Here is a 14,176-nt window from a genome sequence, read left to right as displayed (position 1 = left end):
TTGACCCGTCGTCGCAGCAGCGATCACGTCAGGACATCCCCAGCTCGCGGTCGATGAAGTCGAAGACCTCGTCCGGCGTCGCGTCCTGGAGCTTCTCGGCGACGGTGTCGCCGTCCGCCGGGGCGTCGGCCTCGTTGAGGGAGGCCAGCAGCGCCCGCAGCCGCTCGGTGATCCGAATTCGGGCGCTGCGGTCCGGCGCCGAGCCGGAGAGCGCCGCTTCCAACCTGTCCAGCTCGCCGAAGACCGGTGCGACCCCGACCACCCCGCCGTCGACGACGGCGGCCCGCACGTACTCGGCCAGCCCGGCGGCGGTCGGATAGTCGAAGACGACCGTGGCGGGCAGCCGGACGCCGGTCGCCGCGGTGAGCCGGTTGCGCAGCTCCACGGCGGTCAGCGAGTCGAAGCCGAGTTCGCGGAACGCCCGGTCCGGCTCGACGGCGTCCATCGAGGCGTGGCCGAGCACCGCGGCGGCCTGCCCGCGTACCAGCTCCAGCAGGGTCTTGCGTCGTTCGGCGTCGGTCTGCCCGGCGAGCAGGGCGGCCAGGGACTCCGCGGAGACGCCGGTGTCCTCGGCCCGCTCGGCGACGGCCCGCCGCGCCTCGGCCACGCCCGCGATGAGCGGGCTGGGCCGCACGGCGACGAAGCCGGGCACGTAGCGGGCCCAGTCGATGCCGGCCACCATCGTCGCCGGCTCGCCCCGCGCGACGCACTGCGCGAGCGCCGTGAGCGCGGGCGCGGTGTCGAGGCGGGCCACGCCGGTACGCCGGCGGCGCTCCTCCACGGCATGGTCGGTGGTGGCCATCCCGCCGGCCGCCCAGGGGCCCCAGGCGACCGAGGTGGCCGGCAGGCCCTGCCGGTGCCGCTGCTCGGCGAGGGCGTCGAGGTAGGCGTTGGCGGCGGCGTAGCTGCCCTGACCGGCGGCGCCGAGCTGCCCGGCCAGCGCGGAGAACAGCACGAACGCGCGCAGTTCCCGCCCGACGGTCAGCTCGTGCAGGTGCAGGGCACCGAGCACCTTGGGGCGCAGGACGGTGGCGAGGCGGTCGGCGGTGAGCCCGTCGAGCACCCCGTCCTCGAGGACGCCGGCCGCGTGCACGACGCTGGTCAGCGGCGCGTCGGCGGGTACCTCGTCGAGCAGCTTGGCCAGCGCGGCCCGGTCGGCCACGTCGCAGGCCGCGACGGTCACCCGGGTGCCCGCCCCGGTCAGCTCGCGGACGAGTTCGGCGGCGCCGGGGGCGTCCGCGCCACGGCGGCTGACGAGCATCAGGTGCTCGGCGCCCCGGGCGGCCAGCCAGCGGGCCACCTCCGCGCCGAGCGCGCCGGTGCCGCCGGTGACCAGCGTCGTGCCCGGGTAGCCGGCGTCGTCGGCGGGCGCCTCGCCGCCGGGTGCCCGCACCAGCCGGCGGACCAGGATGGTGGCGCCGTCGACCGCGAGCTGGTCCTCGCCGTCGAGTCCGGCGAGGGCGGCGCAGAGCAGGTCCCAGCCGTGGTCGTCCAGGGTGGCCGGTACGTCGACCAGGCCGCCCCACCGCTCGGGGTGTTCGAGGGCCACGACCCGGCCGAGGCCCCAGAGCAGCGACTGCTCCGGTCGGCTGGGCGTGCCGCTCCGGGTGGTGCCGGCGGCGCCCCGGGTGACGCACCACAGCGGCGCGGCGACGTCGAGGTCGCCGAGCGCCTGGATCAGCGCGAGCGACCGTGCGAGGAACGGCGGCACCGGCTGGGTGTCGTCGACCGGGCCGTCGGCGAGGGCGAGCAGGGACAGCACCCCGTCGACCGGGGCCGGCCCGCCGTCGGCGGTACGGGTGACACCGCTCAGGTGCGCGGTGAGGGCGGCACGGTCGGTCAGGTTCTCCGGCAGCGACACCAGCCGGACATCGGCGCCCCGGCGGGACAGCTCGGCGACGGCGGCCTCGCCCTCCTCCGGGTGCCGTGCGTCGGCGATCACCCACCAGGCGCCGGGGAGGAAGCTGACGGGCGTCCCGGTGTACGGCTGCCAGACGCTGCGGTAGCGCAGGTCGTCCAGGGCGGAGCGGTTGCGCTGCTGGCGTCGCCAGGAGGCGAGCACGGGCAGGGCCGCGCCCAGCCGTTCCAGGGATTCCGTCGCGTCCTGCTCGGTGAGTTCCGCGAGCGCGGCCAGGTCCTCGCTCTCGACGGCCGCCCAGAACGCGGAGTCGACGCCGCTCGGGGTCTCCTCGGTGTCCTCCTGCCGGGTCGCCGCGGTCGGCCAGAAGCGGCTGCGGTCGAAGGCGTACGTGGGCAGTGCGACGGTGTCGGTCTCGGCGAGTACGGCCGTCAGGTCGACAGGCAGACCGATCGTGTGCGCGGTGGCCAGGTTCGTCAGCAACCGCATCGGATCGTCGTCTCCACGACGCAAGCTGCCCAACGTGTGCCCGGTGACGCCGGCGTCGTCCAGGATCGCCGTCACCGGCATCGTCAACACCGGATGCGGGCTGATCTCCACGAACGTCGTGTGCCCGGCGGCGACGGCCACCCGCACCGCCGCGTCGAACTGGACGGTCTGCCGCAGATTGTCGTACCAGTAGTCCGCCGTCATCGAGGACGGGTCCACCCAGTCCCCGGTGAGCGTCGACACGAGTCGGGTGTGGCCCGGCTGCGGCGTCACGTCGGCCAGGTCGGCGCGCAACTGCTCCGCGACATCCTGCACCGCCACGGAGTGCGACGCGTAGTCCACCGGGATCAACCGCGCCCGCACCCCGTCGGCCTGGCACGCCTCCACCAGGTCGGCAACCGGCCGCGGCGGACCCGACACCACGACCGTCGACGGACCGTTCACCGCCGCGACACCGACGCCCGGGAACGCCGGCAGCCGCTCGGCCACCGCCTCCGCCGACAGGTCGACCGACGCCATCGTCCCGGTGCCCCGCAGCACCGTCAGCGCCCGCGACCGCAACGCGACCGCCTTCGCCGCGTCCTCCAGGGACAGGATCCCCGCCACACACGCCGCGCCGATCTCGCCCTGCGAGTGACCGACCACCGCCGCCGGGGTGACCCCGGCGTGCTGCCACACCGCCGCCAGGGCCATGCCGACGGCCCACAGCACCGGCTGCACGACCTCGACCCGCTCCAGCCACGACTCGTCGTCACCGGTCAACACCGACCCCAGATCGACATCCAGGTACGGCGCCAGGGCCCGCTGACACTCCGCCAGCCGCGCGTCGAACACCGGCACACGACCGGCGAGACCGGCCGCCATCCGCGCCGACTGCGCACCCTGACCCGGGAACACGAACACCGCACCGGTTCCGGAGGCCGTACCCGTGACGAGGTTCCCCGCCGGCGCGCCGGCGGACAGGGCGTCCAGGCCCGCCACCAGCTCGGCCACGGTGGCCCCGACGACGGCGGCCCGCTGGTCGAACGTCGACCGGGTGGCGGCGAGGGACCAGCCCACCGCCGCCGCGTCGAGGTCGGCGTGCGCGCGGACGTGCTGGGCCAGGCGGGCGGCCTGACCGGCCAGCGCGCCCTTCGACCGCCCCGACACCGTCCAGACGACGACGTCGGAGGCCACGAGCCCCGGGCTGCGATCCTCGGCGGCCTCGCCGTCGGGCTCCACGCTCTCGGCGGGGAGGTCCTCGGGCAGTTCGATGATGACGTGGGCGTTGGTGCCGGAGATGCCGAACGAGGACACCGCCGACCGGCGCGCCCGGCCCACGGCCGGCCACGGCCGCGACTCGATCGCCAGCTCGACGGCCCCGGAGTTCCAGTCGATGTGCGGGGACGGCTCGTCCACGTGCAGCGTCGCCGGGACCACGCCCTCCCGCATCGCCAGCACCATCTTGATCACACCGGCGACGCCGGCGGCGGCCTGGGTGTGGCCGATGTTCGACTTCACGGAGCCGAGCAGCAGCGGCTCGTCGCGCTCCTGCCCGTACGTGGCGAGCAGGGCCTGGGCCTCGATCGGGTCACCGAGGGTGGTGCCCGTGCCGTGCGCCTCGACCACGTCCACGTCGGCCGTGGTGAGGCGGGCCGACGCCAGCGCCTGACGGATCACCCGCTGCTGCGACGGACCGTTCGGGGCCGTCAGCCCGTTCGACGCACCATCCTGATTGACCGCACTGCCCCGCACGATCGCCAGCACCTCGTGACCGTTACGCCGCGCGTCCGACAACCGCTCCACCACCAGCACACCAACACCCTCACCCCAACCCGTGCCGTCGGCACCCGCCGCGAACGCCTTGCACCGGCCGTCGGCCGCCAGGCCCCGCTGCCGCGAGAACTCCACGAACAGCCCGGGCGTCGCCATCACGGTCACGCCGCCGGCGAGGGCCAGGTCGCACTCGCCACGCCGCAGCGACTGCACCGCCAGGTGCAACGCCACAAGCGACGACGAACACGCCGTGTCCACCGACACCGCCGGCCCCTCCAACCCCAACGCGTACGCCACCCGACCCGACACCACACTCGCGGCGTTGCCCGTGCCCGCGAAGCCCTCCACCTCGTCCCCCGCCACCATCAGCAGGGCCCCATAGTCCTGACCATTCGTGCCCACGAACACCCCTGTTCGCGAACCCCGAAGAACCCCAGGCTCAACCCCTGCCCGCTCGACCGCCTCCCACGAAACCTCCAGCAACAACCGCTGCTGCGGGTCCATCGCCAAGGCCTCACGGGGGGAAATCCCGAAGAAACCGGCATCAAACTCCGCCGCCTCGTAGAGGAAGGCGCCGCTGCGGACGTATGAGGTGCCGGTGGAATAGGGGTCGGGGTCGTAGAGCTTCTCGACGTCCCAACCCCGATCGCCGGGTAGGTCGGACACGGCGTCACGGCCGGCGTGCAGCATCTGCCAGAACCGCTCGGGGTCGTTGGCCCCGCCGGGGAAGCGGCAGGACATGGCGACGATGGCCACCGGCTCGTCGTCGCCGAGCGTCACCGGGGCGGCCTCGACGGCCACGGCGGCCTCGCCGCCCAACTCCTCGTGCAGGTGCCGGGCGAGCGCGGTCGGCGACGGGTAGTCGAAGACCAGGGTCACCGGCAGCCGCAGCGAGGTGGCGGTGGCGAGCCGGTTGCGCAGCTCCACCGCCGTCACCGAGTCGAAGCCGAGGTCCCGGAACGCGTGGTGCGGGTCGACGGCCTGGCCGTCGGCGTACTTGAGGACCGCGGCCGCCTGGTCGCGGACCAGATCGAGCAGCGCCTGCTGGCGCTCGGCGGCGCTCATCCGGGTGAACGCGCCGGCGGGGCCGGCCTCGTCGGTCTCCTTCGTCTCGGCGAGGCCCTTGGTGGCCTGCAACCGCTGCGCCTCGGGGATCTCCGAGATCAGCGGACCGGGCCGGGTGGCGGTGAACGCGACGAAGAACCGGTCCCAGGCGATGTTCGAGATGGTCAGGAAGGTCTCGTCGTGCTCGACGGCCTGGTGCAGGGCCGCGACGGCGAGGCGCGGGGGCATCTCGGGCGCGCCGTGGCGGTGCAGCATCCGGCCGAACTCGCCGTCGGCCATGCCGCCGCCGCCCCAGGCGCCCCAGCCGATGGAGGTGGCGGGCAGGCCGAGGGCGCGCCGGTGCTCGGCGAGGGCGTTGAGGAACGCGTTGCCGGGGGCGTAGTTGCCCACGCCGGAGCTGCCGACGGTGCCGGCCATCGAGGAGAACAGGATGAACGCGTCGAGGTCCAGCTCGCGGGTCAGCTCGTGCAGGTTCAGCGCGGTCGTGACCTTCGCGCTGAGCGCGTAGTCGACCTGCTCCAGGGTCAGCGAGTTGATCACCGAGTCGTCGAGGACGGCGGCGGTGTGCACGACTGTGGTCAGCGGGTGCTCGGGCGGCAGGTCGGCGAGGACGGCGGCGAGCGCCGACCGGTCGGCGGCGTCGCAGGCGGCGACGGTGACCCGGGCGCCCAGTGCGACCAGCTCGGCCTCGAGGTCGGCGATGCCCTCGGCCTGCCGGCCGCGCCGGCTGACCAGCACCAGGTGCGCGGCGCCGTTGGCGGCGAGCCAGCGGGCCATGTGTCCGCCGAGCGCGCCGGTGCCGCCGGTGACCAGGGCGGTGCCGGAGGGCCGCCAGGTGCGCGGGGCGGGGGCGTCGCCGAGCGGGGCGTGCAGCAGTCGCCGGCCGAAGGCGCCGGCCCACCGCAGCGCGACCTGGTCCTCGCCGTCGGCGCCGGCGAGGACACGTACCAGCCGTCGGCCGGCCGCGTCGTCGAGTTCGTCGGGCAGGTCCACGAGGCCGCCCCAGCGGTCCGGGTGTTCGAGTGCGGCGACCCGGCCGAAGCCCCAGGTGAGCTGCTGGAGCGGGTGCGGCAGCGGGTCGGCCGGGCCGGTGGCGACGGCACCCCGGGTGAGGCACCACAGCGGCGCGCGGACTCCGGCGTCGCCGAGCGCCTGCACGAGGGTGACGGTGCCGGCGAAACCGACCGGCACCGACTGGTGCGCCGGGGCAGGCGTCTCGTCGAGCGGCAGCAGCGACACGATCCCGGCGGGGCGAGGGCCGCCGTCGGCGAGGTCGCGCAGCCGAGCGGCGAGCGCCGCGCGGTCCGTGCGGTCGGCGTCCAGCGCCAGCGGTACGACGGTGCCACCGTGCCGCCGCAATGCGTCGGTGCAGAAGTCGGCCTCGGCCGCGCCGGTGTCGTCGGGGCCGGTGAGCAGCCACCAGGTGCCGGTGGCGGCCGGCTCGCCGGAGGCGTCGGGAGCGACGGGCGTCCAGTTGTCCCGGTACCGCCAGGAGTCCACGGTGGCCTGGTCGCGGTGCCGGCGACGCCAGGCGGCGAGCGCCGGCAGCACGTCGGCGAACGCCGTCTCCGGGACGGGCCGCGACTCGGCCGTGGCGGAGAGTTCGGCCGTGAGCGCGGTCAGGTCCTCCGCCTCGACGGCCGCCCAGAACCGGGCGTCGACCTCGTCGTCGGCCACGGGACCGGCGGCCGCGGGGGCGGGCGCGGTTGACGGCTGCGGCCAGTAGAGCTGCCGCTGGAACGGATACGTGGGCAGGTCGAGACGACGCCCGGCGAGGCCGGCGAAGGCGGGCCGCCAGTCCACGGCCGTACCCCCGGCCCAGACCTCGGCCAGGGCGCGCAGGAAGCGGCCGAGGCCGCCCTCGCCCCGGCGCAGGCTGCCGGTGACGGTGACCGCGTCCGGGTCGGCGGCGGCCAGCTCGACGCTCTCCTGCACGGCCATGGTCAGCACCGGGTGGGCGCTGACCTCGACGAAGGTCTGGTAGCCGGCGGTGACGAGGCTGCGTACCGCCTCGTCGAAGCGGACGGTCTGCCGCAGGTTGCGGTACCAGTAGTCGGCGTCGAGGGCGGCGGTGTCGAGCCAGTCGCCCTCGACTGTGGAGCGGAACCGGACCTCGCCGGTGCGGGGCCGCAGCCCGGCGAGCAGTTCCAGGAGCTGCTCGCGCAGCTGCTCGACGTGGGCGGAGTGGGAGGCGTAGTCCACGGGCACGCGGCGCACCCGCACCTCGCGGGACTCGTAGTGGGCGACGAGCTCGTCGAGGGCGGCGCCGTCGCCGGAGACCACGACGGAGGTGGGTCCGTTGACGGCGGCCAGGGCGATGCGGCCGGCCCAGCGGGCGATCGTCGCGGTGGCCTCGTCGGCGGTGGTGGCGACCGAGACCATGCCGCCGTCCCCGGCGATGCCGGCGATGATCCGGCTGCGCAGCGCGACCACGGCCGCCGCGTCGTCGAGGGTGAGGCCACCGGCGACGTACGCGGCGGCGATCTCGCCCTGGGAGTGCCCGACGACGGCTGCGGGGCGCACCCCGTACGACTCCCAGATCGCGGCGAGCGAGACGCTGACCGCGAACAGGGTGGGCTGCACGACGTCGACGCGCTCCAGCGACGGGGCGTCGGGCGCGCCGCGCACCACGTCGGTCGGTGACCAGTCGACGTACGGGCGCAGCGCCTCGGCGCAGGCGGCGAACGTCTCCGCGAAGACGGGGGCGGTGTCGAGCAGCTCGGCGGCCATCCCGGCCCACTGCGAGCCCTGGCCCGGGAAGACGAACGCGACCTCGCCCGGCGTGCCGGGGACGCGGGTGACGGTCTGCGGGCCGGGCCGGCCGGCGGCGAGCGCGTCGAGGGACGCGGCCAGGTCGTCGCGGTCGGCGGCGAAGACGACGGCCCGGTGGTCGTGCGACGCGCGGGTGGCGGCCAGCGACCAGCCGACGTCGGCGAGCGCGTCGTCGTCCACTGTGCCGAGGTGCTCGCGCAGGTCCCGGCTGCGGGCGGCGAGGGCGTCGACGGTGCGCCCGGAGAGGACCCAGGGCAGTTCCCCGGTCGGCACGTCGGCTGCCGGTCCGGGCTCCGGCTCGTCGGCGGGGGCCTGTTCGAGGATGGTGTGCACGTTGGTGCCGCTGATCCCGAACGAGGAGACGGCGGCGCGGCGTACCCCGTCGGCGGGCTCCCACGGCCGGGCGGCGGTGAGCAGCTCGACGCTGCCGGCGGTCCAGTCGACGTGCGGGGTGGGCTCGTCCACGTGCAGGGTGGGCGGCAGCACCCCGTGCCGCATCGCCAGGACCATCTTCATCACCCCGGCGACGCCGGCCGCCGCCTGGGTGTGCCCGATGTTCGACTTGATCGAGCCGAGCCAGAGCGGCCGGTCGGCGGGCCGGTCCTGGCCGTACGTGGCGATGAGGGCCTGCGCCTCGATCGGGTCGCCGAGGGTGGTGCCGGTGCCGTGCGCCTCGACGGCGTCCACCTGCTCGGCGGTGAGTCCGGCGTTGGCGAGGGCCTGCCGGATCACCCGCTGCTGGGCGGGGCCGTTGGGTGCGGTGAGACCGTTGGAGGCGCCGTCCTGGTTGACGGCGCTGCCGCGCAGCACGGCGAGGACCGGGTTGCCGTCGCGGCGGGCGTCGGAGAGCCGCTGGAGCACCAGCAGGCCGACGCCCTCGCCCCAGCCGGTGCCGTCGGCGGCTCCGGCGAACGGCTTGCACCGGCCGTCGGCGGCGAGGCCACGCTGGCGGGAGAAGCCGACGAAGATGCCGGGGGTGGCCATCACGGTGGCGCCGCCGGCCAGGGCGAGGTCACACTCGCCCGTCTGGAGGGCCTGCGCGGCCAGGTGCATCGCGACCAGCGACGACGAGCAGGCGGTGTCGACGGTGACCGCCGGGCCGTGCAGCCCGAAGGTGTACGCCAGCCGTCCGGAGATGACGCTGGCGGAGGTGCCGGTGGCGAGGTAGTTCTCGTCGACGTCCCCGGTGGCCATCAGCAGCGAGCCGTAGTCCTGGCCGTTGGTGCCGACGTACACGCCGGTGCGGCTGCCGCGCAGGGCGGTCGGGTCGATCCGGGCCCGCTCGAACGCCTCCCAGGTGGTCTCCAGCAGCAGCCGCTGCTGCGGGTCCATGGCGAGGGCCTCGCGGGGGCTGATGCCGAAGAAAGCCGGGTCGAACTCGCCGGCTCCGGCGACGAAGCCGCCCTCCCGGACGTAGCTGGTGCCGAGGTGCTCGGGGTCGGGGTGGTACAGCTCGGCGAGGTTCCAGCCGCGCTCGCCGGGCATCAGGCTCAGCGCGTCGGTGCCGGTGGCGAGGAGGTCCCAGAGCTGCTCGGGTGAGGTGACCCCGCCGGGGAAGCGGCAGCTCATGGCGACGATGGCGATCGGTTCGCGGTCGCGGCCGGTGCCGTCGGCGACCACCTCGCCGGTGGTGTGCCCGGCGGTGAGGCCGTGCAGGTGGGCGGCGAGTTCGGCGACCGTGGGGTGGTCGAAGACCAGCGTGGCGGGCAGGGTCATACCGGTCTCGGCGGTGAGCCGGTTGCGCAGCTCGACGGCGGTGAGCGAGTCGAAGCCGAGGTCGCGGAAGGTGCGCTCGGGCAGCGGCCGGCCGGCCGGGTAGCCGAGCACGACGGCGGCCTGGGTGCGTACGAGGTCGGCGAGCTGCGGCAGGGACCGGCCGACCACCACGGCGCGGACGGGACCGGTGGGCACGGCGGGCACCCCGGGCAGGGCGGCGATCAGTGGCGTCGGGCGGCCCCAGGAGGCGGCGAGGCGTCCCCAGTCGACGGCGGCGACGGTGACGGCCGGATCGGCGGTGTTGACCAGCCGGCCGAGGGCGGTGACGGCCTCGGCGACGGGGAGCGCGTCGACCCCGCCCCGGGCGAGCCGGGCGGTCAGCGCGGCGGCCATGCCGTCCTCGGCCCAGGCGCCCCAGGCGATGGCGGTGCCGGGCAGGCCCTGGTCGCGGCGCCAGGCCGCGAACGCGTCGAGATAGGCGTTGGCCGCCGCGTAGTTGCCCTGTCCGGCGCTGCCGATGACCCCGGCGAGGGAGGAGAAGAGCACGAACGCATCGAGGTCGCGGTGGGCGGTGGCCTCGTGCAGCACCCGGGCGGCGCGGACCTTGCCGTCGAGGACGGTCTGCATCCGGCCCAGGTCGAGCCCGTCGAGGACGCCGTCGTCGATCACGCCGGCGGTGTGCACGACGGCGGTCAACTCCGGCAGGCCGGCCACGAGGGCGTCGACGGCCGCCCGATCGGTGACGTCGCACGCCACCACGCGTACCGCGCCCAACTCGTCGACCAGCTCGGCCGCGCCCGGCGCCGCCGGACCCCGCCGCGAGGCCAGCACCACCTCGGCCGCCCCGTTGGCCAGCAACCAACGCGCCACGTGCCGGCCCAGGGCACCCGTACCGCCGGTCACCAGCACCGTCCCGGCAGGCCGCCAGCCCGCACCCGCGGGCGGCGCGGCCGGCACCAGCCGCCGGCCGAAGACGCCCTGCGGGCGGATCGCCACCTGGTCGTGGCCGGCGTCGGCGAGGACGGCGAGCAGCGCGTCCGCCGCGGTGCGCTCGGCGCGGGCGGGCAGGTCGATCAGGCCGCCCCAGCGGTCGGGCTGTTCGAGCGCGACGACCCGGCCCAGGCCCCAGGCCAGGGCGGGCCAGGGATCGGTGAGGGTCTCGCCGGCCCCGACGCGCACGGCGCCCCGGGTGAGGCACCAGAGCCGGCCGGGCAGGCCGGCGTCGGCGAGCGCCTGGGTGAGGGTGAGCAGCAGCGCGGCGCCGACGGAGACGGCCGGGGCGTCCGGCAGCGCCCGGTCGGTCGCGGGGAGCACGCAGAGCACGCCGGTCCAGCCCTGCTCGCCGTGGCCGCGCAGCAGCCCGGTCAGCTCGGCACGGTCGACGCCGGGGGCGACGGTGAGCGTGTCGACGTGGGCGCCCGCGCCGGTCAGCGTGCCGGCCGCCCCGGCGTCGTCGGCGTCGGCGGTGACGACCAGCCAGCGGCCGGTCAGCGCGGGCGCGGCGGCGGGGCGTACCGGCTCCCAGTCGATCCGGTACGTCCAGCCGTCCACCACGGCGTCGCGCTGCCGGGCCCGTCGCCACGACGACAGCACCGGTACGGCCGGGGCGAGGGCCTCGACCGCGGCGGGGTCGTCCTGCACGGCCAGGTGGGCGGCGACCCCGGTCAGGTCGCCGCGCTCCACGGCCGCCCAGAAGTCCCCCTCGGCGGCGTCGCCCGGCGCGGCCGCCACGGCGGTGCCGCCGGCCTCGGGCCAGTAGCGCTGGTGCTGGAAGGCGTACGTGGGCAGGTCCACCCGCCGCGCGCCGGTGTCGGCGAACCACTGCCGCCAGTCGACTGCAACCCCGCGCACGTGCAGCTCGGCCAGCCCGGCCAGCAGCCCGTGCGCCTCGGGCCGGTCCCCGCGCTGCGCCGGCACGGCGAGCACGCCGGCCCCGTCCGACAGGGCGTCGCCGACCATCGCGGTCAGTACGCTGCGCGGCCCGACCTCCAGGAACGTGTCCGCCCCGGCGGCGCGCAGCGCGGTGACCCCGTCGGCGAAGCGGACGGCCTCGCGGACGTGACGCACCCAGTAGTCGGCGGTGCGGATCTCGTCGGCGTCGGCGAGCGCCCCGGTCACGTTCGACACCACCGGCAGCGACGGCGCGGCGAAGGTGAGCTTGTCGAGCACCGCGCGGAACCGGGCGAGCATCGGCTCCATCAGCGGACTGTGGAACGCGTGGCTGACGGTGAGCCGGCGGGTGCGTACGCCCCGCTCACGCCAGACCTGCTCCACCTCGTCGAGGGCCTCGACGGCGCCGGAGACCACGACGGCCTGCGGACCGTTGACCGCCGCGATCCCCACGCCGGCCAGCCCGTCCAGCGTGGCCGCCACCTCGGCCTCGGTGGCCGCGACGGCCAGCATCCCACCCCCGGCGGGCAGCGCCTGCATCAACCGGCCCCGCGCCGTCACCAGCGCGCAGGCGTGCTCCAGCGACAGCACCCCGGCCACGTACGCGGCCGTGACCTCGCCGATCGAATGACCGCCGACCAGGTCGGGGGCGACGCCGAAGGACTCCACCAGCCGGAACAGCGCCACCTCGACCGCGAACAGACCGGCCTGCGTGAACACCGTCTGGTCCAGCAGGCCGGCGTCGGCCGAGCCGTCGGCGGCGAAGAGCACCTCACGCAGGGGGCGCGGCAGGGCTCGATCCAGGTGCCCGCACACCTCGTCGAGGGCGGCGGCGAACACGGGGAACTCGGCGTACAACTCCCGGCCCATGCCGGCGCGCTGCGCGCCCTGACCCGAGAAGAGCACCGCGAGCTGGCCGCGCGGCGCCCCGGCACCGGTCACGACGGTACCGGCCGGTTCCCCGGCGGCAAGGGCGCGCAGCCCCGCGAGCAGGTCGTCGCGGCCGGTCGCGGACAGCACGGCCCGACGGTCCAGGGTGGAGCGGGAGGTGACCGACGAGAAGGCCACGTCGAGCGGGCGGAGGGTCTCGTCGGCGGCGAACCGGGCGGCCCAGCGGCCGGCCTGCGCGGCGAGCGCGGCGTCGGAGCGGGCGGAGAGCAGCACGGGGGCCACCGTGCGGGCCTGCGGCGTGGTCGGCTCGGCCTCGGCCTCGACCTCGACCTCGGCGGGAGCCGGGGCCTGCTCGATGATGGTGTGCGCGTTGGTGCCGGACACGCCGAACGACGACACGGCGGCCCGGCGCGGCCGGTCCACGGCGGGCCAGGGCGTCGCGGCGGTGGCGAGGGTGACCGCCCCGGCGGTCCAGTCGATGTGCGGGGACGGCTCGTCGACGTGCAGGGTGGGCGGCACCACGCCGTGCCGCATCGCCATCACCATCTTGATCACACCGGCCACGCCGGCGGCGGCCTGCGTGTGCCCGATGTTCGACTTGACCGACCCGAGCAGCAGCGGTGCGGCCTCGTCGCGGTCCTGCCCGTACGTGGCCAGCAGCGCCTGCGCCTCGATCGGGTCGCCGAGCCGGGTGCCCGTACCGTGCGCCTCCACCACGTCGACCTGCTCGGGCGTGAGGCGGGCGTTGCCCAGGGCCTGGCGGATGACGCGCACCTGGGAGGGGCCGTGCGGGGCGCTGAGCCCGTTGGACGCGCCGTCCTGGTTGACCGCGCTGCCGCGTATCACGGCGAGCACCGGGTGGCCGTGCCGCTGCGCGTCGGAGAGCCGGGTGAGCAGCAGGATGCCGATGCCCTCGGACCACGAGGTGCCGTCCGCGCCGGCGGCGAACGCCTTGCACCGGCCGTCGGCGGCGAGGCCGCGCTGCCGGCTGAAGCCGACGAAGACCGCCGGGGTGGGCATCACCGTCACGCCGCCCGCGAGGGCCAGCTCGCAGTCGCCGTTGCGCAGGGCCTGCGCGGCCAGGTGAAGGGCGACGAGCGAGGACGAGCAGGCGGTGTCGACGGTGACCGCCGGCCCCTCCAGCCCGAGCGTGTACGCGACGCGGCCGGAGATGACGCTCGTGGCGTTGCCGGTGAGCAGGTGCCCCTCGCCGTTCTCGGCCTGCGCCATCATGCCGTCGTAGCCGTGCGACGACGCCCCGACGAAGACGCCGGTGCGGCTGCCCCGGACGGCCGGCAGCGGCAGCCCGGCCCGCTCGAACGCCTCCCAGGACGTCTCCAGCAGCAGCCGCTGCTGCGGGTCCATGGCGACGGCCTCGCGGGGCGAGATGCCGAACAGGTCGGCGTCGAAGTCGGCGGCGGAGTAGACGAAGCCGCCCTCGCGCACGTAGCTGGTGCCCGGGTGGTCGGGGTCGGGGTGGAAGAGGTTCTCCAGGTCCCAGCCCCGGTCGGCGGGGAACGGCCCGATCCCGTCGCCGCCGTCGTGCACGAGGTGCCACAGCGCCTCGGGGCTGTCGACCCCGCCGGGGTAACGGCAGCTCATCGCCACGATGGCGACGGGCTCGGCGTCGCGGGCCTCCAGCTCGCGCAGCCGACGCCGGGTACGCCGCAGCTCCGAGGTCGTACGCTTCAGGTACTCGACGTACTTCTCGTCCTCGTTGCTCACCGTGGACCTACCTCA

Annotated in this window: 1 protein-coding gene; it reads right to left on the bottom strand. The window is 75.8% G+C overall.

Annotation, left to right across the window (positions count from 1 at the left end):
• Positions 1-28: 28 nt before the first annotated feature.
• Positions 29-14,161, bottom strand: a complete 14,133-nt coding sequence (locus MICAU_RS12320) for a type I polyketide synthase (protein WP_013285637.1) — start codon at positions 14,159-14,161, stop codon at positions 29-31.
• Positions 14,162-14,176: the final 15 nt, after the last annotated feature.

The organism is Micromonospora aurantiaca ATCC 27029 (genome assembly GCF_000145235.1).
Lineage (GTDB): Bacteria > Actinomycetota > Actinomycetes > Mycobacteriales > Micromonosporaceae > Micromonospora > Micromonospora aurantiaca.
This window is presented reverse-complemented; position numbering and strand designations above follow the sequence as displayed.